Source organism: Blautia sp. MSK18_10, assembly GCF_020553185.1.
GTDB classification, from domain to species: domain Bacteria; phylum Bacillota; class Clostridia; order Lachnospirales; family Lachnospiraceae; genus Blautia_A; species Blautia_A wexlerae.
Genome location: NZ_JAJCGT010000031.1, coordinates 1 through 24706, shown reverse-complemented (window position 1 = coordinate 24706; position 24706 = coordinate 1). Strand labels below are relative to the sequence as shown.

18 protein-coding genes are annotated in these 24706 nt (G+C 38.2%); 17 read left to right on the top strand and 1 reads right to left on the bottom strand.

All coding sequences use genetic code 11. From position 1 onward, the window contains the following. Positions 1–59: 59 nt before the first annotated feature. From ilvD to LI074_RS12170, 17 genes are all read left to right on the top strand, one after another. Entirely contained in the window at positions 60–1805 is a 1746-nt protein-coding gene (gene ilvD / locus LI074_RS12250) for a dihydroxy-acid dehydratase (RefSeq protein WP_008705235.1), read from the top strand. A gap of 30 nt (positions 1806–1835) precedes the next feature. After that, the gene (locus LI074_RS12245) at positions 1836–2906 is read left to right on the top strand and encodes a sugar kinase (RefSeq protein WP_020993210.1); all 1071 of its coding nucleotides are present in this window, start codon (positions 1836–1838) and stop codon (positions 2904–2906) included. 13 nt (positions 2907–2919) lie between these two features. Next, positions 2920–3561, top strand: coding sequence for a bifunctional 4-hydroxy-2-oxoglutarate aldolase/2-dehydro-3-deoxy-phosphogluconate aldolase (locus LI074_RS12240; RefSeq protein ID WP_173681327.1), 642 nt, complete (start codon positions 2920–2922; stop codon positions 3559–3561). A 333-nt stretch (positions 3562–3894) separates the two neighbouring features. Beyond that, positions 3895–5688 (top strand): sensor histidine kinase, encoded by a 1794-nt coding sequence (locus LI074_RS12235; protein WP_243148413.1) that lies wholly within the window; start codon positions 3895–3897, stop codon positions 5686–5688. Between the two features lie 14 nt (positions 5689–5702). Further along, positions 5703–6425 carry a response regulator transcription factor gene (locus LI074_RS12230; RefSeq protein WP_173681328.1) on the top strand — a complete coding sequence of 241 codons (723 nt, stop codon included), beginning with the start codon at positions 5703–5705 and terminating at the stop codon, positions 6423–6425. A gap of 102 nt (positions 6426–6527) precedes the next feature. Beyond that, on the top strand, positions 6528–7745 hold the full coding sequence (locus LI074_RS12225; RefSeq protein WP_118609847.1) for an ABC transporter substrate-binding protein: 1218 nt from the start codon (positions 6528–6530) through the stop codon (positions 7743–7745). Positions 7746–7847: 102 nt separating this feature from the next. Continuing rightward, on the top strand, positions 7848–8744 hold the full coding sequence (locus LI074_RS12220) for a carbohydrate ABC transporter permease (RefSeq protein WP_008705228.1): 897 nt from the start codon (positions 7848–7850) through the stop codon (positions 8742–8744). A 20-nt stretch (positions 8745–8764) separates the two neighbouring features. Further along, on the top strand, positions 8765–9601 hold the full coding sequence (locus LI074_RS12215) for a carbohydrate ABC transporter permease (RefSeq protein WP_161276493.1): 837 nt from the start codon (positions 8765–8767) through the stop codon (positions 9599–9601). Between the two features lie 24 nt (positions 9602–9625). After that, positions 9626–11623, top strand: a complete 1998-nt coding sequence (locus tag LI074_RS12210) for a glycoside hydrolase family 31 protein (protein WP_008705225.1) — start codon at positions 9626–9628, stop codon at positions 11621–11623. 250 nt (positions 11624–11873) lie between these two features. Further along, on the top strand, positions 11874–13139 hold the full coding sequence (locus LI074_RS12205; protein WP_161276492.1) for a helix-turn-helix domain-containing protein: 1266 nt from the start codon (positions 11874–11876) through the stop codon (positions 13137–13139). A 112-nt stretch (positions 13140–13251) separates the two neighbouring features. Further along, the gene (locus LI074_RS12200; RefSeq protein WP_173697956.1) at positions 13252–15330 is read left to right on the top strand and encodes a beta-galactosidase; all 2079 of its coding nucleotides are present in this window, start codon (positions 13252–13254) and stop codon (positions 15328–15330) included. A 246-nt stretch (positions 15331–15576) separates the two neighbouring features. Next, on the top strand, positions 15577–16887 hold the full coding sequence (locus LI074_RS12195; protein ID WP_118521910.1) for an ABC transporter substrate-binding protein: 1311 nt from the start codon (positions 15577–15579) through the stop codon (positions 16885–16887). A 73-nt stretch (positions 16888–16960) separates the two neighbouring features. Then, entirely contained in the window at positions 16961–17839 is an 879-nt protein-coding gene (locus tag LI074_RS12190; RefSeq protein WP_117675534.1) for a carbohydrate ABC transporter permease, read from the top strand. Positions 17840–17852: 13 nt separating this feature from the next. Next, positions 17853–18689, top strand: coding sequence for a carbohydrate ABC transporter permease (locus LI074_RS12185; RefSeq protein ID WP_118411483.1), 837 nt, complete (start codon positions 17853–17855; stop codon positions 18687–18689). Between the two features lie 76 nt (positions 18690–18765). Then, positions 18766–19596 (top strand): response regulator transcription factor, encoded by an 831-nt coding sequence (locus LI074_RS12180; RefSeq protein WP_173697288.1) that lies wholly within the window; start codon positions 18766–18768, stop codon positions 19594–19596. A 58-nt stretch (positions 19597–19654) separates the two neighbouring features. Continuing rightward, positions 19655–21385, top strand: a complete 1731-nt coding sequence (locus tag LI074_RS12175; RefSeq protein WP_173697289.1) for a sensor histidine kinase — start codon at positions 19655–19657, stop codon at positions 21383–21385. A gap of 22 nt (positions 21386–21407) precedes the next feature. Then, entirely contained in the window at positions 21408–23465 is a 2058-nt protein-coding gene (locus tag LI074_RS12170) for a beta-galactosidase (RefSeq protein WP_227311047.1), read from the top strand. Between the two features lie 222 nt (positions 23466–23687). On the opposite strand, the gene LI074_RS12165 is transcribed toward LI074_RS12170, so the two are convergent. Further along, entirely contained in the window at positions 23688–24584 is an 897-nt protein-coding gene (locus tag LI074_RS12165) for a helix-turn-helix domain-containing protein (RefSeq protein WP_055152983.1), read from the bottom strand. Positions 24585–24706 lie beyond the last annotated feature (122 nt).

The following is a 24706-nucleotide window of genomic DNA, read 5'->3' as shown; positions in this document are numbered from 1 at the left end:
CAAACAGGTTGATTTCTCGAATAATCTTACGTCTAAATTGCTTAGCAGGAGGAAAAATCATGAATTTAAAAAGTCAGGAAATGCGTAAATTAGCGCCGGAATTAGACCCATTAAGAATCGGAACAGGATGGAAAAAGGAAGATCTTGGGAAACCGCAGATTATGGTTGAAAGCACTTATGGTGACAGTCATCCGGGAAGCGGACATTTAAATATATTGGTAGAAGAAGTCAGAAAAGGTGTTGCAGAAGCCGGAGGCTTTGGAGCGCGTTACTTCTGTACTGATATCTGCGACGGGGAAAGTCAGGGAACAGATGGAATTAATTACAGTCTGGCAAGCCGAGAAATGATTGCAAATATGATAGAGATTCATGCCAATGCGACTCCATTTGATGCAGGTGTCTATCTTTCCAGCTGTGATAAAGGAATGCCGGGAAATCTGATTGGGCTGGCAAGAGTCAATATTCCAGCCGTTGTTGTTCCTGGTGGAACAATGAATGCCGGACCAGAGATGCTTACTCTTGAACAGCTTGGCATGTACAGCGCGAAATATGAGAGAGGCGAAATTGATGAGGCAAAGCTGGACTGGGCTAAATGTAATGCATGTCCAAGCTGTGGAGCATGCTCTTTTATCGGAACTGCATCAACCATGCAGATTATGGCAGAAGCGTTAGGACTTGCACTTCCGGGAAGCGCATTAATGCCGGCAGCCAGCCCGGATCTTCTGGCATATGCAAGAGAGGCCGGAAGACAGGCGGTGAAATTGGCGCAGACAGAGAATATGCGTCCAAGTGATATTGTGACAATGAAAAGTTTTGAAAATGCAATTCTGGTTCACGCAGCAATTTCAGGAAGTACAAACTGTCTTCTCCATATTCCGGCAATCGCACATGAGTTTGGAATGGAAATTACAGGAGATACTTTTGACCGCCTTCACAGAAATGCAAGATATCTGTTAGATGTTCGTCCAGCTGGAAGATGGCCCGCAGAATGCTTCTATTATGCAGGAGGAGTTCCGGCCATCATGGAAGAAATTAAAGAACATCTGCATCTTGATGTAATGACGGTAACAGGAAAGACTCTTGGTGAAAATCTTGATGATCTGAAAAAGAACGGATTTTATAAGAAATGTGATAAATGGCTGCAGGAATTTAATCAGAGATATGGTATTAAAATTTCAAAAGAAGATATTATCCGTCCATATGACAAAGCCATTGGAACAGATGGAAGTATTGCAGTATTAAGAGGTAATCTTGCGCCTGAAGGTGCTGTTATCAAACATACGGCGTGTCCGAAAGAAATGTTCAAGTCGGTTCTTCGTGCGAGACCATTTGACAGTGAGGAAGAATGTCTGGATGCGGTTCTTAAACATAAAGTTCAGAAAGGTGATGCTGTCTTTATCCGTTATGAAGGACCAAAAGGAAGCGGAATGCCGGAAATGTTTTATACATCTGAGGCAATCAGCAGTGATAAAGAATTAGGAAAAAGTATCGCTCTGATCACAGATGGAAGATTCTCAGGAGCTTCAACAGGTCCGGTGATCGGACATTGCAGCCCTGAGGCAGTAGATGGCGGTCCCATCGCTCTGGTAGAAGAAGGCGATCTGATTGAAATTGATGTAATGGAGCGAAAACTGAATATCATTGGAATTGCCGGAGAGCGCAAAACAGCAGAAGAGATTGATGAGATACTAAAAGAAAGACGCAAAAACTGGAGACCAAGAGAGCCGAAATATAGAAAAGGGGTTTTGAGATTATTCAGCCAGCATGCGGCAAGTCCGATGAAGGGTGCATATCTGGAATATTGATCAAATGGGATATGAGAAAAGGAATTGATTATGTATCAGGAAGAAAATAGAAAACAAAAATTTATAACAATGGGTGAAATTATGCTGCGTCTGACTCCTCCTGACTGTGAAAAAATCCGGACGGCAGATTGTTTTGAAGCGAGATATGGAGGAAGTGAGGCGAATGTGGCATTGTCTCTGGCAAATCTTGGGATAGACAGCTCATACTTTACGGTTGTACCGGATAATAGCCTTGGAAAAAGTGCGATAAGAATGATGAAAAGTAATGATGTTGACTGTACACCTGTAATTTTCAGTACATCTGAAGAAACTCCGACACATAGATTAGGAACATATTATCTGGAGACTGGATATGGGATTCGTCCAAGTAAGGTCATTTATGACAGAAAACACAGTGCTTTTGATGAGTATGATTTTACTAAGGTCGATCTGGAAAAATTACTGGATGGCTATACCTGGCTGCATTTAAGTGGGATTACCCCTGCTTTGGGAGAGCGTTGCAGAAAAATGATCATGGACTGTCTGAAAATTGCAAAAAAGAATGGAATCACCGTCAGCTTTGATGGGAATTTCAGAAGTACATTATGGAGCTGGGAAGAGGCAAGAGAATTCTGTACAGCGTGTCTTCCGTATGTCGACGTTTTGATGGGAATAGAACCATATCACTTATGGAAAGACGAAAATAATTACAGTGCAGGAGACGTGAAGGATGATATCCCATTTCAGCCAGATTTAGAACAGCAAGAGGTAGTCTTCAATGCATTTGTTAAAAGATATCCGAATCTGAAATGTATTGCCAGACATGTACGATATTCTCCAAGCTGTAGTGAAAACAGTCTGAAAGCATACCTGTGGTATGAGGGAAAGACTTATGAGAGCAGAAAACTGACATTTAATATTCTGGATCGTGTTGGCGGTGGTGATGCGTTTGTAAGTGGAGTTATTTACGCACTTATGCAGAAATTTACTCCGGAAGATACCGTAAATTTCGGAGTGGCCAGCAGTGCAATCAAGCATACACTTCATGGAGATGGAAACATTACCGATGATGTTTCACTGATCCGTCATGTGATGCAGATGAATTTTGATATTAAAAGATAAAGGGGCAGAGATTATGAAAACAATAGAAGAACAGTTTCAGAAATTAGGAGTAGTGCCGGTTGTTGTTCTGGAAGATAAAAAAGATGCGATTCCTTTAGCAAAGGCTTTGTCTGAGGGTGGACTTCCATGTGCGGAAGTAACATTCCGTACAGACGCAGCGGCAGAAAGTATTCGTCTGATATCAGAAACATATCCGGATATGCTGGTAGGAGCGGGAACTGTACTGACTACAGAACAGGTAGATCTTGCAGTGAAATCTGGTGCAAAATTTATTGTAAGTCCAGGGTTTGACCCGGAAATCGTGGATTATTGTCTGAAAAAAAACATTCCGGTATTTCCTGGATGTATTTCCCCCTCAGAGGTTGCCCAGGCTGTAAAAAGAGGATTGAAAGTGGTTAAATTTTTTCCGGCAGAACAGGCTGGCGGAATTGCCATGATAAAGGCAATGGCAGCACCATACCAGCACCTTAAATTTATGCCGACAGGAGGAATAAATACCGGAAATTTGAAAGACTATTTATCCTGTGATAAGATTCTGTGCTGTGGCGGAAGCTGGATGGTAAAAGGAGATATGATCAGAAACGGTGAATTTGATCAGATTCAGGTTATGGTAAAAGAAGCAAAGGAATTAGCGGATGAGATTCGCTTTAACTGAAAGAGAATATAGTTCAGGATATGAGATTTTTCCTGTGGGTAATGTAACTGAAAAAACTGTTAGTACATAGTCTACTAGCAGTTTTTTTGTTGTAGGTAAATTTCTGTGGGAATTTAAACTATAACGTTACTGTTTACTATGCTCTCAGTAACACTATAAGTTTCTTTGTGCTATGATGAAACTATATATATCTATTTCGGTATAAATCATGTTATAATTTATTAGTCTTTTGGAAAGAGACAATTTTATAAATTGATATAAATAAATGTTGATGCATAGATAACTTATAATCTACAGATTGTTATACAATATTTAAAAGGAATGATACAAATAATGAAAAATTATCTGGAACGTTTTGTGGGTAATCCTCATAGCTTTCAAAGGAAAATTATAACAATTTATCTGGTACTGACAATAATACCTATGCTTTTGATTGCATTGATAATTACCGGAGTATATTATCAGAGGATTTTGGACAGTGCATATAATATATTGAATGAAAACGCACAACAGCATGAAATCATTGTGCAGGAAAGAATGGAGAATTATGAAAATGTAATGTATGAACTGGTTGCAGATTCAGAATTTATTAATCTTGCTAAAATGTATAATATCAGCGATTCCGTTGATGAGTTGAAAATCAAGAAAATTTTAAGTAGTGGTATTAATACATATGACCAGATCAGAGCAGCCGTATTTCTTTCTGACAGTGGAAAATATGTGAGTTATTCTCGATGGTATGGAAGTCAGTATGACAGTATTTGGTCAGAATCTAAGAAAAGAACGGAAATCTATGATGAAGTGAATAAAAATCAGGCATTAACATTTATTGCTACTGTAAATATAGGTATTGAAGAAGTAAGAGATGACCAGGCGATTCTTATGGGATTTCCTGTACGTGATCTTAGAACACAGGAACAGAGCGGAGTTCTGATTATTGCACTGGATGATAATTGCCTGTTGTTCAATAGTGAAAGTGAGAGTTCTGTAAAAGGGGTAGAAACGGTTATTATAGATGATTATAATAAAATTATTGCCGGAACAAAGGATAAATTTATTAATATAAGTCTGGATTCTTATCTGGGGGGGATTTATAAAAATGTTTCTACATTGGAAATACGGAAATATCCGATTCAGTCTACTCAGTGGTCAATTGTACATATTATTGACAGAGCAATTTACAGGGAAGATATTTATCATACTTTATGGGCGGTAATAATAATTGTTGTAATCGTAGTAGTAATAGTTTGTGCACTCGTATGGGGAATTTTTGGAAGGTACATTGGAAATATCCAGAAAATTTCACAGGGATTGCGAAATTATGAGGGAAAACAAACGGAAGAACTTAAAGTAGATGTTAATAAAGAAGATGAGTTGTATACGATTGTACGTCAGTTTAACAAAATGACAGTACGTATTAACCATCTGGTAGAGACGCTTGAAAAGAAAAACATAGAGATTCAGGAAGCGGCAATCAGTCAAAAACATGCAGAAATTAAAGCATTAGAAGCACAGATTAATCCGCATTTTCTTTTTAATACATTGGATTCTATTAATTGGCGTGCCATTGAAAATGATGAAGAAGAAATTAGTGATATGCTGGCAACATTAGGGAGTCTTTTAAGATACAGTGTGTCAAACATTGAAAGTATGGTTTGTCTGGAGGCAGAAATAAGTTGGATTAAAAAATATGTATTTCTTCAAAGAGATCGTTTTCAGAATTCTTTTGATTGTGTTTATGATGTAACGGAAGATGCAATGGGGTTTCCTGTATATAAAATGCTTTTGCAGCCTATAATTGAAAATACGATTCTTCACGCATTTGAAAATGTAAAAGAAGGTGGAATGATTAATATAGAAGCCTGCGTCAGAAAGGATGGAAAGCTCGAGATTCACATCAGAGATAATGGATGCGGGATGGACACATTAACATTAGAACGGATTCGAAAAGAAATTGGGGAAAATGGAGCACTTAATAGTGAAAGTATTGGTATTAGTAATGTAATTCACAGACTTCGTATTTACTATCAGGAAGAAGCTGATATTATGGTCAAAAGTAAACTTGGAAGTGGAACAGAATTTATTCTTGTTATTCCAAGAAAAGATCCGGGGATTATTGTAGTATAGGAGAAGGGCAAATTATGAAGAAAATAATTATTGTAGAAGATGAGTTTCGTATCAGAAACGGCTTATCCACTCTGATTAATAAACTGGATATGGGATGTAAAGTCATAGGAGAAGCAGAAAATGGTTTTGAAGGATTAAAAATGATCAGTGATATGGAGCCTGAGGTGGTCATTACAGATATAAAAATGCCGAAAATGGATGGATTATCTATGATACGTCAGGCAAAAGAAATGGGAGCATCCTGTGATTTTATAATATTAAGTGGTTATGCAGAATTTGAGTATGCACAGCAGGGAATCCAATTAGGAGTAATGGATTATCTGCTGAAGCCAGCATCTGTTTCAGACGTGAAAGAATTGCTGAACAAATTAAATGAGGAAAAAGAAATAACACAGGGACTGGACAGAGAAAACTGTTCGGATATTGTTAGAGAAATGATTAATGTGATAGAAGAGTCATATGGAATGAAACTGCAGTTGGATGCCATAGCTGAAAAGTTTCATATGACTCCGGAGTACCTTGGAAATCTTTTTGCAAAAGAAACCGGAATTACTTTTTCAAATTATCTGCGACAGGTAAGAATGGAGAAAGCAAAAGAACTTTTGACTGGTACCGATATGAAGATATATGAAGTTGCCTGTGCTGTGGGATACCCGGATCAAAAATACTTCTCTAAAGTATTCAAAGAATATGCAGGGGTATCTGCTAAACAGTTTGCATTGAAAACTGTAAAATAATTACACTTTTTTTAGAAAAATAGAATTTTTTTTAGTGCTTCTGACTGCTATACTACAGTTACAAACAAAGAGAACAGAACATTATTTAAGGGAGGGTAACAAATGAAAAAAAGAATTGCAGTAGTTGCAATCGCAGCGCTTATGGCAGGCAGTCTGACAAATGTAGGAACGGTATCGGCAGCGGAGCCTACAGAGATTACTTTCTGGCATTATATGTCAGAAGACAAAGAAGGTAAGTTCGTAAATGAAGCAATTGAGGAATTCAATAATTCTCAGGATGAAGTTCATGTAACGGCACAGTATCTTCCAAGAGAAGAACTGATGAAACAGTACACCATAGGTGTAGTTTCCGGAGAACTTCCAGATTGTGGAATGGTAGATAACCCGGATCATGCTTCTTATGCGTCCATGGGAGTATTTGAGGATATTACGGATCTGTACAATTCATGGGATGAAGCAGATTTTATGGAAGGATCCATTAACTCCTGTTATTATGACGATAAACTTTATGGATTACCTTGGGGAAATAACTGTCTGGGACTTTTCTATAATAAATCTATGTTGGAAGAGGCAGGAGTAGAAGTACCTACAACATGGTCAGAGTTAGAGGCAGCATGTGAAAAACTGACAACAGATACTTGTAAAGGTCTTGCAATTTCTGCAATTGGAAATGAAGAGGGAACTTTCCAGTATATGCCATGGCTTCTTTCAGCAGGTGGAAGCGTGGATAATCTTACAAGTGATGAGTCCAAAGAATCTATGACTTACCTGAAAGACTTAATGGATAAAGGATATATCAGCAAAGAATGTATTAACTGGACACAGGCAGATGCAGAGAAACAGTTTGCATCAGGACAGGCAGCTATGATGATTAACGGACCGTGGCAGTTCTCAGGACTTTCTGATGATGCTCCGGATCTGGAATATGGAGTGGCTAAAGTTCCGAAAGCAGATGATGGAGATTATGCTTCTGTACTTGGTGGAGAGAACGTAGCTATCTGTAAAGGCGCTAATGTAGAAGCAAGCTGGAAATTCCTTACATGGATTACCAGTAAAGAAGAGTCGGCAAAAATCTGTGAAGCGATTGGACGTTATTCACCAAGAGCAGATGTAGATGTACAGGAAATGTACAAAGATGATCCATTAAATGCTACTTTTGCCGAGATTCTTCCTACTGCAGAATCCAGAGGTCCTTCACCTGTATGGCCAGAAATCTCTGAAGCTATCTATTCAGCAGAACAGGAAGTACTTTCTGGTCAGAAAGATGTAGATACAGCTATGAGCGATGCTCAGGCAAAAATTGATGCTCTTGATAAATAAACAAATAAATTAATAAAAAATCAGAGAATCCCATCGCATTTACAATATTAATTGTGATGTGATGGGATTTTTATGCTCAAAATTGTAAAAAGGAGGAGCCAGATGAACAGTAAGAGCGAAAAAAGGGAGAGACGGATAGGTTATTTTTTTATTCTTCCTGCAGTTATTTATATGCTGATCTTTATAGGATATCCTATTGTATATAACTGGATTATCAGTTTACAGGATGTAACGGCGACGACACTGGCTAGTGCGGCAAGAGATTTTGTAGGGCTTGATAATTTTAAGGCGATTTTTTCGGATGTAACATTCCGTAAATCAGTGCTTCATACATTTGTATATACAATCGGATGTCTGGTAATCCAGTTTTCATTGGGATTCCTGCTGGCAATGTTTTTTGTAAAAAAATTCACATTAGCAAAACCAATAAGAGGGTTTATCGTTATCAGTTGGATGCTTCCGGTTACGGTTACTGCACTTGTGTTTAAATTCATGTTTGGAGAAAGCAGTGGAATTATTAACACTATTTTAATGAACCTTCATCTTATTAAAAGTCCGATAGGATGGCTGTTAAAAGGTAATACAGCAATGGTGGTTCTGATCATTGCCAATTCATGGGTTGGTATTCCGTTTAATATGCTGCTCCTTACAACTGGATTAAATAATATTCCAGGTGATGTTTATGAGGCTGCATCAATTGATGGAGCAACATCAGTACAGAAATTCTTTAAAATCACGATTCCTCTTTTAAAACCAACAATTATGTCAGTACTGATTCTGGGATTCGTACTTACCTTCAAAGTATTTGACTTGGTATATGTTATGACTGGAGGCGGACCGGTAGATGCGACAGAAGTATTATCCACATATTCCTACAAACTGTCTTTCCAGACATTCCATTTCGGAGAAGGTGCAGCTGCAGCAAATGTATTGTTTATCTGCCTGTTTATTGTTGCATTGATATATTTAAAAACTATTTCAAAAGACGAAACTATATAAACAGAAGAAAGGAGCTCATTATGAGAAAAATACGTTTAAGAGATAAGCAGAAAAATATTCTTCTGAGTATTCTGGCTGTAATTATTGCATGCATATTTTTGTTTCCATTATATTGGATCATAGTCAATTCTTTTAAGATTGACAGTGAGATCTTTTCAAGTGTACCTACACTTTGGCCGAAGAAATTTACAATTACGGCATATAAAGACCTGATTGGAAATCTTAGTGTTACATTAAAAAACTCTGTCATCATTGCATTAGGCTCTATGATTCTGTCTTTAGTATTATCAGTACCTGCAGCTTATGGGCTGGCAAGATATAAAGTAAAAGGAATGAAACTTTTCGTACTTGTTTTTCTGGTAACACAGATGCTTCCTGCATCACTTGTATTGACACCACTGTTTTTGATTTTTTCAAAACTGGGACTGCTGAATTCTTATTTAGCTCCAATTTTATCTACAGCTACTATTTCTATTCCGTTTGTAGTTTTGATGTTAAGGCCAGGTTTCCTGAGTATGCCTAAGGAACTGGAGGATGCAGCTAAAATTGATGGTTGTACCTCTCTTGGAGTATTTTTCAGAATATGTATTCCGATTAGCAAACCTACAGTTATTACGGCAGCATGTTTCAGCTTTGTATTTGGATGGAATGATTTGGTTTACTCAATGACATTTAATACAAAAGATACAATGAGACCTATGACATCAGCAATTTATACATACATGAACCAGTATGGAACTAAATGGAACAGTATTATGGCTTATGGCGTACTCTTGATTCTGCCATGCTGTATTATATTCCTGACTATGCAGAAACATATTGTAGAAGGTATGACAAGCGGATCTGTAAAGGGTTGATAAATTAATCTAGGAGGACAAATAATGGACGTGTTTAGAACTGAAAATAATTGCCTGAAATTTCATTATGATGCAGAGGAACTTTGGATTCAGCCATGGGGAGCGAACAGCTTCCGTATCCGGGCAACTAAACTGGCAGAAATGCCAAAGGAAAACTGGGCATTAGAAATGCCGGTAGAGGATATTGTTCCGAAGATTCAGATTGAAGAAAAAAGAGCTTCTATTATTAATGGAAAAATAAAAGCCGTGATTTCTTCTTATGGAAAATTGACTATTTACAATTCAAAAGATGAAATTCTTTTAGATGAATATCTTAGAAATCGTCTTGATGTGTTTGCTGATTATTGTAGCGCTTTGGATATTGAAGCAAGAGAGTTTAAGCCAATTCTTGGTGGAGATTATCATCTTTCTATGAGATTTGTATCTAATCCGGAAGAGAAAATTTATGGAATGGGTCAATATCAGCAGCCATATCTGAATCTGAAAGGAACAGATCTGGAATTGGCACAGAGAAATTCTCAGGCAAGTGTTCCATTTGCTGTTTCTTCTCTGGGATATGGATTTCTATGGAATAATCCTGGTGTAGGACGAGTAATGTTTGGAAAGAATATTACAACTTGGGAGGCATATTCTACAAAAGTTCTGGATTACTGGATTACAGCAGGTGATTCACCGGCAGAAATTGAAGAGGCATATGCATCGGTAACAGGAACTGTACCTATGATGCCAGATTATGCTATGGGATTCTGGCAGTGCAAACTTCGTTATCAGACTCAGGATGAACTTCTTAATGTAGCAAGAGAGTACAAGAAAAGAGGCCTTCCTATCTCTGTTATTGTTATTGACTATTTTCATTGGCCATTACAGGGCGACTGGAAATTTGATGAAAAATATTGGCCAGATCCGGATGCGATGATTCAGGAATTAAAAGAAATGGGAATTGAGCTTATGGTATCTATCTGGCCGACAGTAGATTATAGAAGCGAGAATTTCCAGGAGATGAAAGAAAAAGGATATCTGATTCGTACAGATAGAGGTTTTCGTATTGTTATGGATTTCCAGGGAAATACGGTACATTATGATGCTACCAATCCAGCCGCAAGAGAATATGTATGGCAGAAAGCGAAAAAGAATTATTATGATAAAGGGATAAAAGTATTCTGGCTTGATGAAGCAGAACCAGAATATAGTGTATATGATTTTGATAATTATCGTTATCATATGGGACCAAATGTACAGGTTGGAAATATTTATCCGGCATTATATGCAAAAACATTTTTTGACGGAATGAAAGCGGAGGGACAGGAAAATATTATTAATCTGTTGAGATGTGCGTGGGCTGGTTCACAAAAGTATGGAGCACTGGTATGGTCCGGAGACATTCATTCTAGTTTTTCAAGTCTGAGAAATCAGTTAGCAGCAGGACTAAATATGGGTCTTGCCGGAATTCCGTGGTGGACTACAGATATTGGCGGATTCCATGGTGGTGATCCAAAAGATCCAAAATTTCAGGAACTTCTGGTAAGGTGGTTTGAATATGGAACTTTCTGTCCGGTTATGAGACTTCATGGCTATCGTGAACCTCTAAAGGAGCCTATGGGAAAGGAAGGTGGGGCAGCCTGTGTTTCCGGAGCTGATAATGAGGTATGGTCTTTTGGTGAAGAGGCATATGAAATCTGTAAGAAGTATCTGGCATTACGTGAAAGTATGAAACCATATATTACAGAATTAATGGAGGCAGCGCATGAGAAAGGCACTCCGGTTATGAGACCTTTGTTCTATGATTTTCCAAAAGATTCAAAATGCTGGGAGATAGAAGATCAGTATATGTTTGGCCCAGATGTTCTGGTAGCACCGGTTACTTATGCTGATATGAGAAAACGTACCATATATCTTCCAGAGGGCTCTCAGTGGACAAATTTTGATACAGAAGAAATTTATGAAGGTGGACAGGTAATAGAAGTTGATGCTCCTCTTTCACAGATTCCGGTATTTACGCGAAATGGAAGAAAATTAAAATAATACAGATAAATTTAAGAAACCATGAGCACTGATTGCTTGTGGTTTCTTTTGTGTATTACTGAATATATCACCAAGAAGATAAGTGTTTTCGAATGTTTTTACAAAAAGCAGGATAAGTCTTTATTCAAGATGATTATACATGCTATAATATCCAACAGAAAAGATAAAAAGTTAGTAGACTAAAGCGATTATAGTTTAGGGCGTGTTAGACAAATCATTTCTGCAATTTGCACGCTTTAGGGAGAAAAACATGAATCTTGAATATATTTGTGAACAGATGGTGCGTATTCTGCATGGCAATATTACCTGTATCAGTAAATCAGGTGCAATAGAAGCCTGTTATGGGGACATGGCGGCGCAGTACAATCCTTTATTTACAAATTCGGAATTTCTATCTGCTGTTCATAATCGTGAAAAAAAAGATTACCCAGATCTTTTCTATGAGAAGGATACGATTCTTTATGCTGTTATTCCATTAGAAAGTGGTGAGATTCAAAACGAGACAAATAATGAATCGAAAAGTGGAAGCCGTTTAGATGAAAAAAAGCATTTTGCAAAAATTGTGGTTGGTCCTGTCAGCACTGAAAAGTATACAAAAGATTCAGAACATTATCTGATGCAGCATCACCATATCAGTGATGAGACGGGCTTTCGTCTGTCGTTTTGTGAGCTTAAAGTGTTTGGCTCAGGAATTCTGATGCTCTATCACATGATAACAGGAAAAGAACTGACGATTAATGATCTCTGGCAGAAGAATGGAATCCGGGAAACAGATATTATAGAGGTGAAAGGGCAGATTTCCAGTGTTATTTTCGAGCATCAGGAGCAGGAGCTTCCGCATAATCCTTATGATCAGGAAGTGCGTGAATTGGATAGTATCCGTCATGGAGATGTGGAAATGCTTAACCGTAGTCTGGCTGAAACTTATCGTGGAGAAGTAGGACAGCTTGCCAAAAATCAAGTCCGCCAGGCGAAGAATATTGCCATCTGTGTTATCGCACTTGCATCCCGTGCAGCCATCAGCGGGGGAATGATTCCGGAAGAGGCTTTTTCCATGGTGGATGGTTACATTATGAAGATCGAGGATATGAATAATGCAGTAAAAATCGATTCCATGATGCGTCAGGCAGAATATGAGTTTGCAGAGCGTGTGGCAGAAATTCATAAGAACCAGCACAAAAATGAGCTGGTTGAGCGGACAAAGAATTATATTTATCAGAATCTCCACAGTGATATCGTTATAGGAGAGATCGGACAGAAAATAGGGGTAAATACAAGCTATTTATCGGATCTTTTTCATAAGGTTGAGGGGACTACTATACAGCAGTATATCCGTAAAGAGAAAATACGCCTTGCGGAAAATATGCTTCGTTATTCTGATTATGAAGTAAAAGAGATTGCAAATTATCTTTCTTTCTGCTCACAGAGTTATTTCGGGAATATTTTCCGTAAGCAGACAGGAATGACACCTGCCAGATACAGAAAGAAATATGGAAAATGGAAAGAACAAAAATAAATGATATTCACCTAAAATAGATGATAGAATAATCCGCACGGCTTGGTTAATATAAGGTTCATAAGAAATCAACAGCTAATTGGACAGATATTAACAGGAGGATATGATTATAATGAAGGAACTTCTTTTCGGAGCGGCATATTATGATGAATATATGCCATATGACCGTCTGCAGCAGGACGTTGCAATGATGAAAAAAGCAGGAATCAATACAGTAAGGATTGCAGAGTCTACATGGAGTACCTGTGAGCCGCAGGAGGGTACGTTTGACTTTTCTCATGTAGAACGTGTAATGGACGCAATGGAAGAGGCAGGAATCAATGTCATCATTGGAACTCCTACTTATGCGATTCCTACATGGATGGTGAAGTCTCATCCGGATGTAATGGCAGAGACTGTAAATGGCAGAGGTATTTACGGAGCCCGTCAGATCATGGACATCACTCATCCGGTGTATCGTTTCTATGCAGAGCGTGTGATCCGTAAATTAATGGAGTGTACCGCACACAGAAAATGCGTTATTGGTTTTCAGGTAGACAATGAAACCAAATACTACGGAACAGCCGGAAAGAATGTGCAGGAGAAATTTGTGAAATATCTCCGCAGGAAATTTAATAATGATCTGGATGCTATGAATCATGAATTTGGTCTGGATTACTGGAGCAACCGCATCAATGCGTGGGAAGATTTCCCTGATGTGAGAGGAACGATCAATGGAAGCCTCGGAGCTGAATTTGAGAAGTTCCAGAGAACGCTGGTGGACGAATTCTTAAGCTGGCAGGCAGATATCGTAAATGAATACCGCAGAGAAGATCAGTTTATCACTCATAATTTTGACTTTGAATGGCGGGGATATTCCTATGGAGTACAGCCTGATGTAAACCATTACCATGCAGCGAAGGCACTGACGATTGCAGGCACAGATATTTATCATCCGACACAGGATGATCTGACAGGGGCAGAGATTGCATTTGGCGGTGATATGACACGTTCTTTAAAGAGAGATAACTATCTTGTTCTGGAAACAGAAGCTCAGGGTTATCCGGGATGGACTCCGTATAAGGGACAGCTCAGACTTCAGGGTTATAGTCACCTTGCAAGTGGTTCTAACAGCGTAATGTACTGGCATTGGCATTCTATTCATAATTCTTTTGAGACATACTGGAAGGGACTTCTCAGTCATGACATGCAGGAGAATGCACCGTATCGCGAAGCATGTATTATGGGCAAGGAATTCTCAGAAATCGGAAGTCATCTGGTGAATCTGAAGAAGAAAAATGATGTCGCTATCCTTGTAAGTAATGAGGCATTAACGGCTCTCAAGTGGTTCGGAATCGAAGCAACTGCGGCAGGAAATAATGGCATTGGATACAATGATGTTGTTCGCTGGATTTATGATGCACTGTATCAGATGAATATTGAGTGTGACTTCGTATGGCCGGAATCTGATAATCTGGAACAGTATAAAGCAATCTTTGTCCCGGCACTCTATGCAGCACCAGATGAACTTCTGGAAAGACTGAAACAGTATGTGGCAGATGGTGGTACGCTGGTGGCAACATTTAAGACTGCATTTGCGAATGAGAATATTAAGGTAAGTCATGAAATTCAGCCGCATATTTTAAGTAACTGCTTCGGAATCAACTATCAGCAGTTTACCTTCCCGAAGAATGTCGGACTGACTGGAAGTATTATCCGAGAAAGTGGTGCAGATGAAGCAGATAAGAAAAATGAAACAAAAGAAAATATTGAGACTGAAGAAAATACAGATGTGCCTGCAACAGCTAAAGTATTCATGGAATTATTAATGCCACAGGAAGCAGAAGTTCTGGCATCTTATGATCATTATAATTGGAAAGAATATGCAGCAATCACTAAGAATCATTATGAAAAAGGAACTGCCATCTACATTGGTTGCATGACAGATGACAATACTTTAAAAGCAGTGATCACAGAAGCACTTAGGAGCGCTGAGTTAGAGCTTCCGGAATACAGATGGCCGGTGATCGTAAGAAAAGGAACCAACGATCTGGGAAAATGTGTCAGATATATCCTGAACTATTCTGCAGAAGAACAGAAAGTTTCTTATTATGGAAAAAACGGTACAGAGTTGTTATCAGGAGAATCTGTACAGGATGGAGAAAGCATCACGGTTTCACCATGGAATATAAAAATTGTTGAAGAAGCATAAAATATAGGTAATGTAAAACACAGGGAGATTTTTCTTATAGATATTCCTGTGTTTTATATTGCCTTTAAATATTGATATTATATTGTGCAAAAACTATAAAAGACAAAAAACTAACAAATGAATGACAAAATAACAAACAAAAAGGACATAATTCTTTCTTTAAATGAATGTAAAAATTGATAAAATGTTCTTATAGAAAACACAGAGATATATACAAATATCACAAACAGGGAGGAAAGAAATAAGATGAAAAAATTTACAGTGTGTTTACTGATCGGTGCAATGGCTGCAAGTATGCTTACCGGCTGTGGAAGCAATGGTGGAAGCTCTGATTCTTCAGACTCAAAAGCAGACAGCAGTTCAGAAACAATGACTATTATGATGAACGGTTCTGATTCAGATGCATATATGGAAGGATACCGTAAGATCATTGATGGATTTAATGAGTCCAACGAGTATGGAGTAAAGGTAGAAATTCAGAACGTAACCAACTCTGACTATAAGACAAAACTGACAACAATGATGGCTTCTGACTCTGAAACAGATATTATCTTTACATGGGAACTTGGATATCTTGAAAACTTTGTAAATGGTGATAAAATCGTCAGCCTTCAGAAATATCTGGATGAAGACGAGGAGTGGAAGAACAGCTTCAATGGAGGTATCTTAGATCCTTTAACATATGATGGTGAAGTATATGCGATTCCGACTCAGCAGAGTACAGCTATCATGTATTATAACAAAGCAATTTTTGATAAATATGGTCTTGAAGTTCCGACTACATATGATGAGTATGTTCAGGTATGCGACACATTAAAAGAAAATGGAGTTACACCTGTTGCATTAGCTTCTACAGCGGATGATGCATGGCTTGTATCTCAGTATATCCAGCAGCTGAGTGATGGAATTAAAGGCGAGGATTTATTCAACTCTATAAAAGGCGGCACAGGAAAATGGAACGATGAAGGTATGGTTGAAGCTGGTAAACTGTTCCAGGAAGAAGTTAATAAAGGATATTTTGAAGATGGATTTACCGGAGTATCAAGAGAAGAGGCACAGTTACAATTTGCAAATGGACAGACAGCAATGTACTTCAACGGATGTTGGGAAATCTCCAATCTGGATAAGAAAGAGAATGCTGCAGAAGCAGAAAATATTAGTTGTTTCTTAATGCCGGCAGTAAATGAAGAATATGCAGGTGTAGAAGTTGGCTCTGTTGATACTTCTTATGCGATTACTAAGAACTGCAAGAATGTAGATGCTGCAGTAGCACTGTTAAAATATATGACAAACGAAGAATCAACTTCTTCATTACTTTATGATTATGGACGTTTCCCAAGTACAAACATTGATATCGACGATTCAAAATTAACACCGCTGTGTGCAGATTTCGTAAATCTTCTGGGAGATGCAAAGGCACAGACGCCATGGTTTGACCGTGTAGATACTGATCTTGGAAATGAATTTAACAATACAGCAATTGGAATTGCAAACGGTGATGATGTGCAGGAAGCATTTGATACCCTGCAGTCTTATGCAGAAAGCAAGAGTAAATAAACAGATTGTTAAATAAACTGGCGGAACCTGAGATTTTACATTGGGTTCCGCTTGTTAAAAGGGAGAGTTGTCTATGAATAAAGTAATGGGTAATAAGAAAACCATAGCACTTTTTGTATTGCCTGCATTTATTATTTATGCAATCTTTGCATTAGCTCCTATCTTTTATAATGTGTATCTTTCATTATTTGATACAGACCTGATGTCAAAGATGAACTTTGTAGGAATCAAAAATTATCTGAGTCTTTTCAGTGATAAAACATTTAAACATGCATTTGGAAATAATATTCTGATGGTTGTCGGATCTTTGGTGGCACATATGCCATTAGCAATGTTCTTTGGTAATGCAATCTTCAAAAAAATCAAAGGTGCATCATTTTTCCAGACTGTATTTTTCCTTCCATGCGTAATCTGTGGTGTAGCAGTTGGTCTTACATGGACATTCATTTACAATGGTAACTATGGTCTTTTGAATGGATTCTTAAAGGCAATCGGACTTGGCGGTCTGCAGCAGATGTGGCTGGCTAACAAAGAGACAGCAATGCTTTGTATCATTATTGTTATCATGTGGCAGTATGTTGGTTATCATATGGTAATTCAGCTAGCTGCAATGAGAAATATTGATTCTTCTTTCTATGAGGCTGCTGAGATTGATGGTGCTACAGGCTGGCAGCAGTTTAAGTACATCACATTTCCGCTTATCAAACCAATCCTGAAAATTGACGCGGTTCTGATTATTACAGGTTCTCTGAAATATTACGATCTGGTTGCTGTTATGACTTCAGGTGGACCAAACCATGCAACAGAGGTTATGTCTACATATATGTATTATCAGTCATTTAATATTCTGAATTATGGATATGCCAGTGCAATCGGTGTTGTTTTAATGTTACTGTGTATATTATCTGTAGGAATTTCCAACAGAGTATTCAAGACAGACGAAACAGTGTAGGAGGTGTTGGGAAATGAAGAGAAGTGCCTCAGAAAATATATGGCTCGTTATTAAATATATATCGCTGATCGGGTTTACGATTCTTTGTATCTACCCTCTTGTATGGCTGTTTTTGGCATCATTTAAAACGAATGCTGAATTGTATACGAATACATGGGGATTACCGGAACAGTGGTCAATGACAAACTATGTAAATGCAGTTGTAAAAGGTGGTGTATTCAGATACTTTGGAAACTCAGTTATTATTGCTGTTTCTGCGGTTCTGGTTACTGTAATCCTTGCAACAATGGCATCTTATGCAATTGCCAGAATGCATTGGAAGCTTGCAAACCTTACACATAGTATTTTCCTTTTAGGAATGATGATTCCTATTTATGCTCTGGTAATTCCTCTGTTCTCTATTTTTAAGGGGATGGGGCTTCTGGATACACATCTTGCTGTTATTATTCCGCAGATTGCTGTAGGATTTCCGATGGCCATTTTCATTATCTGCGGATTTATGAGAAGTATTCCTACAGAACTTGAAGAGGCAGCAATTATTGACGGATGTACGGTATTTCAGTGCTTCTTTAAGATTATCCTGCCAATAGCAAAATCTTCAGTTGTAACAGTTGCAGTCGTTCAGTTTATCAATGTGTGGAATGATCTTCTGTTGCCGAGAATTTTCCTCACGGAAAGTTCAAAAATGACGCTGCCGGTAGGACTTACCAACTTCCAGGCGATGTATTCTACAGACTATGTAGGTATGATCGCGGCAGTTATTATTACAATTATTCCTAGCATTGTAGTTTATATTTTATTACATAAGCAAATTATGGAAGGTATGGTTGCAGGTGCTGTAAAAGGATGATATGATTCAGAAAAAAGAAATCACTGCTTCTTATATGGGGCAGTGATTCTTTGAATCAGAAAAAGGTGGTAATGTTATGAATTTGTTGATTGCAGATGATGAGGTTGTAATTCGCAGGGGACTGCTGAGTCTTGACTGGAAATCAATAGGAATTACAGATGTGTATTCGGTTGCAAATGGAGTAGAAGCGAAAGAACTTTTATTGAGCACATCGATAGATCTGGTTATTTTCGATATCAGAATGCCCGGTTTCAGTGGACTGGAACTGGCGCAGATGGTGAAAGAACGCTCTATGGATGTGGCTGTTGTAGTTTTATCTGGATTTTCAGAATTTGAATATGCAAGATCGGCAATGCGATATGGTGTATATGAATATCTGCTTAAACCGGTTTCTCCAAATGAACTGATGGAAACAATGCATAACGTTATGCACCGTCTGGAACAGAAAAGATTTGAACAGAAGTTATTAAGCCAGAAGGATGAATTTGGGGAAAAGCATGATGCGGTATCGCAGGTAAACAGTCTTTTTGTACAGTCATCCAATACGATTAAATCTATTATGACAGATATTGCACAGAACTATGAACAGAATATTTCTTTATCAGACCTTGCTGAGAAATATCATTTTTCAGAGAGTTACATTTCACGTAAGATAAAAAAAGAAACAGGTTACACTTTTGTAGATATTTTAAACGGAATTCGCTTGATGTGTGCAGCCAGTCTTATCAAAACAGGTGAAAAGATAAGTGATGTGTGTGAAAAAACAGGGTTTAATGACCAGCATTATTTTTCACAGATGTTTAAGAAAACATTTGGATGTACGCCGTCAAATTATAGAAATGAAAATGGTGAAAATTTCCCGGGACTTTATGAAATACTGAATAGTAAATCAGGAAATGGAAAGTGATATGAGAAGGCGCGATAAATCAAAACAAACTGGTGTTTTAAAGGCAAACGGAAGTTTGATGAATAAGATTTTTAAAGTCTATATGCTGTTAATGTTTGTCTCATGTGTTGTTCTGCTGGTTGTTTTCGGAATTCGTTTTTCCAGTGTTTATAACTCACAGGCAAGATCACATATGAACGATGTTACTGTAGCAGCGGAAACAGGATTGGAAGAAAGAATCAGCCAGATTGATCAGCTTTCTGTGTCGATTCTGATCAATAACAGTGTGCAAAAGAACTTAAAAGAAATCAATTATCAGACACTGGTGAATCCGGAAAATACATCCTTTCAAACTGAAAAAGCAGCGATTTCCAGTGAAATCCGAGGAAGTGTTTTTAATGTCCCGGGAATTGTTTCGGCCAGGATTTTTTCTCTGGATAATGTGGAAATTGTAATAGGAACCTCTGGCAAAAGAATCAAAGCAGATGATATTACAAAAGAAAAAATCTATGACCAAAATGGAGGGGCACTGTGGGCAGACGATGAAGAAAATGGAATGATTGGGTTATATCGTGCCATTCTAAGTGTTGATGATTTTAAACCTATCGGATATATGATTATTGAGTGTAAAAATTCATATTTCAGCGAAAAACTTCAATCTGTTCCCAGCACGTATAAAAATCGTTTTTACCTTTTGAATAATGATATGGACATTATCGTATCTAGTGAGAAAAATATGTGTGGAAATTCTTTTCCACTGGAAACGAGAGATTTTAAGAATGTAAAAATTGTCAAGGATCCCAGTACAGGAGAGAATAGTTATTTTACATATCAGTATGTGAATAATGGGTGGCTTCTGGTTTCCACTATCAATGTGGGGCAGTTGTGGAAGAATATAGGAATTGCGCTGGTGAGTGTACTTATTACGTTTGGAATTGTGCTTTTGGTTTCTCTGATAATAATGAGATATGCTGCCAGAGTTATGGTAAAACCGACAAAGAAACTGGTAGATAGCATGACTGCATATCAGGAAGGAAACTTTGATTCCCGATTCAAGGTGGAAAGTCAGGATGAGATCAGCCAGATTGGTATGGTTTATAACCAGATGGCGGATAAGGTACAGAATCTGATAGAGAAGAATTATACGCTGGAAATTGCAAACAGAGAGGCTGAGATTGAATTTCTGAAAATGCAGATCAACCCTCATTTTCTGTATAACTGCCTGGATACGATAAGCTGGCTTGGTTTTTCAAATGGAAACAGTGAAATAACGGATCTGGCAGTTGCTCTGGGAAAATTTCTCCGGGCAAGTATCAAAAGGGAAGACTATTATATGGTAAAACAGGAAATGGAGGTTGTAGATAACTATTTATTTATCCAGAAATACAGGTTTGGAGACAAAATAGAGATCAGACATAATATTCCTGATGAAGTGCTGAATTTCTATATGCCAAGCTTTATCATTCAGCCGGTTATAGAAAACAGTATTGTACATGGTCTGGAAGAACAGATTGAAAAAGGAATCCTGTGGATCAATATTCAGCTATGTGATAACAAATATCTTCAGTTTAATCTGACAGATAATGGAAAAGGCATGGATGAAGAGCAGTTAAAACTGGTCATTCAGAATTATAGTGATAAAAATAAAAAAAGCAGTATTGGATTGAGTAATGTATATCGAAGGCTGAATTTGTTATATGGAGAAGCATGTGAATTTCATGTGACAAGTGTAGCGGGAGAAGGAACAGAGGTGACTTTCAGGATTCCTGTAATGCAGGTACCTGGCAATCATACTCTGAATGAAATATAAATGTTTGGTGGAGGACATGACAATGAATGCAAAACAGAACTACAAATGGAACGAACTGACAATGGGAACCTGTTATTATCCGGAACACTGGGATAAGAAACTCTGGGCAGATGATCTTGACAGAATGAAGAAGGCCGGAATTTCTGTGATCCGTATTGCAGAGTTTGCATGGAGCAAAGTAGAGCCGGAGGAAGGTGTTTTTACCTATGATTTCTTTGATGAATTTCTGAATCTGTGCAGTGAAAAGCAGATGAAAGTTATCTTCGGAACACCTACAGCAACTCCTCCTGCATGGCTGACAGAGAAATATCCGGAAGTCTTAAATGCACGAAAAGATGGTGTGCTTCTCAGACATGGAGGAAGAAGACATTATAATTATAACTCACCGGTTTATCAGAGACTTTGTGCAAGGGTTGTGGAGAGAGAAGCTGCTCATTATGCGAAACATCCGGCAATCGTGGGATGGCAGATTGATAATGAAATCAACTGTGAAGTGAATGAGTTTTATTCAGAGGCAGATTCTGTTGTGTTTCGTGAATTTCTCAGAAAACAGTATGGAACTCTGGAGAAATTAAATGAAGCATGGGGAACTACCTTCTGGAATCAGACTTATACGGAATGGGATCAGATTTATGTTTTGCGCCCGGTTTTAAGTCAGGGAATTAATCCTCATCAGCATCTGGATTATATCAGATTTATTTCAGAGAGTGCCCGTCATTTCTGTAAAATGCAGACAGAGATTATCAAAAAATATGTAAAACCGGGAGACTATATCACAACAAATGGTAAATTCTGGAATCTCGACAATCATAAAATGGAGAAAGAGTCTCTTGATGTTTATTGCTATGATTCTTATCCGGATTTTGCATTTGGTCTGGATCGCAATCCGCTGCACAGTGATGATCTGAATGATCGTAAATGGTCCCATAATCTCGCAGAGGTACGTTCTATTTGCCCTCATTTTGGAATTATGGAACAGCAGTCCGGTGGAAATGGCTGGACAACCAGAATGGAAGCACCGTCTCCGCGTCCGGGACAGTTAACTCTCTGGGCAATGCAGAGTGTAGCTCACGGTGCTGATTATATTTCTTTCTTCCGCTGGAGAACCTGTACATTTGGTACAGAAATCTACTGGCATGGAATTTTGGATTATGATAATCGCGAGAATCGCAAATACAGAGAGGTTCAGGATTTCTATAAGAAGTTAAAAGCAATTGACGGTGTATGCAATTCAGAATATAAAGCAGCATTTGCAATCGTTAAAGATTACGATAATGAATGGGATACTTCTGTAGATACATGGCATAACAGAGTAGCAGGAGCAAGCGAGCAGGGAATCTTTAAAGCTGCTCAGCTGACACATACACCATATGACATTGTATATCTGCAGGAGGACAGTGAACTTACAGATCTGATGAAATATCCGGTACTGTTTTATGCACATCCGGTTCTAATCAGTGAAGAACGCGTGAAACTTCTGAAAGAATATGTTGAGCAGGGCGGAACATTGGTTATCGGATGCCGTTCAGGTTATAAAGATATGAATGGTAAATGTGTGATGCTTCCACAGCCGGGGTTGCTGGCAGAACTTACCGGTACAGATGTACGTGATTTTACATTTACAAGTCCTGCAGAAGACGAGGTATTTGCAGAGTTTAGCGATAAGAAAATTCCAATGCCAGTATTTAATGATATTATTACACCGCTGGAAGGCACAAAAACACTGGCCATCTATGGAAACAGTTATTATGAAGGAAATCCTGCGCTTACCTGCCATGCAGTTGGCAAAGGACAGGTATTACATCTGGGGGCAACTTTCAATAAGGAAAATACTGAAGCATTGTTTGATTATCTGAAGATTAAAGAGCCATTTAAAGAATATATTGAAGCTCCGGAAACAGCGGAAGTGATTATGCGTGAGAAGGATGGAGAGAAATACATTTTTGTATTAAACTATCAGGCTGAAAAGATTGAATATACACTTCAGAAACCAATGATCGCACTTTATGATAAAACAGAAGCAACAGGAAGATGTACACTTCCTGCATTTGGAACTGCTGTGTATAAAGTAATAGAATAAAAAATATTTTGAGAGTTACCGAAAGAATATAAAGACAGGGATTGACTAAAAACTGCTATAGAAACAAGAATGATGTATTGGGATTGTTATTCAAAGAAACATATACCAGGAAATGTTTGATATAGCAGTTTTTTTGATGGATTATTCCCCAAGTAATTTCACATAACGTGCCTGATGCTGAACGGCCGGAAGAAATTTATTTAATTCCTTTCGTATGTTGTATTATTCTTTTTTGGTGTTTTGTTTTCTATATTTCTGCGGGCTGCAGCCCTTCACTCTGGAGAATACCTTGGCATAATAGTTGGAGTCTGTGAAGCCGGATTTCTGGGCGACTTCCATGATGCTGTCGTCGGAGCTGAGGAGAAATTCAAGGCTCCGTTCCACCCGGTATTCCTGCAGAAATGTAAACAGGGATACGTTCATGTATCTCTTGAATAACCGGCTGCATTCGCTCTCGCAGAGGTGGATTTCCTCTGCGATATCTTTCATCTGGATTTTATTCATGTAATTGTGTTCCAGATAATCCATGATCTCACGCATACGGTTGCGTTCCAGTTTGCTGTGTTCCGTATAGGGGAGGTTCTCTGGAAGATTCTGCAGCATACAGCGCCACAGCTTTTGCAGAGTTCCGGTGATATCCAGTTCGTAAAATTCCTTTTTCTCTTCATACAGAGTTATGATTTCTCTCACATATTCGGAAAAAATTTCATGCCAGGGCTGCGAATAGTCAATGTAGACTGCAGGAATGGAGAAATTGTGTAAAAATGGCTCCACATATTTCCTGCGCAGGATACTTCCGTAGGAACCATAGATAATCTTTGGCAGAAAAGTGATGGAGACATATTTGCCGTCTTTCATATCTTCCATGAAGCCTGCGTGGAGTACATTGGCATTTCCCAGAAGGATATCTCCTGCTTTCATGTGGTAGGTACACTGGTTTACTTTATAGAGAATCTGTCCATCCAGGACAAGGGTGATTTCTATCTCAGGATGCCAGTGCCAGAGAAAGGAGCCGGATTTGTAGCCGGAAAGTTTCTCATAGCTTACCAGCAGTGGAAATTCATCACTGCCATGTTTCTTCAGTTCTTTCTGTGAGCCGTCGGTTATGATCTCTGCCATTATATATGCGTCCGTTACTGAAAACTTATAAAAAGTTATAAACTTCTATGTTTCATTCCTACTTCAACGAGTATGCTTTTGATGATATAAATATCTATCTACTCACAAGTTTTGTACTCTCC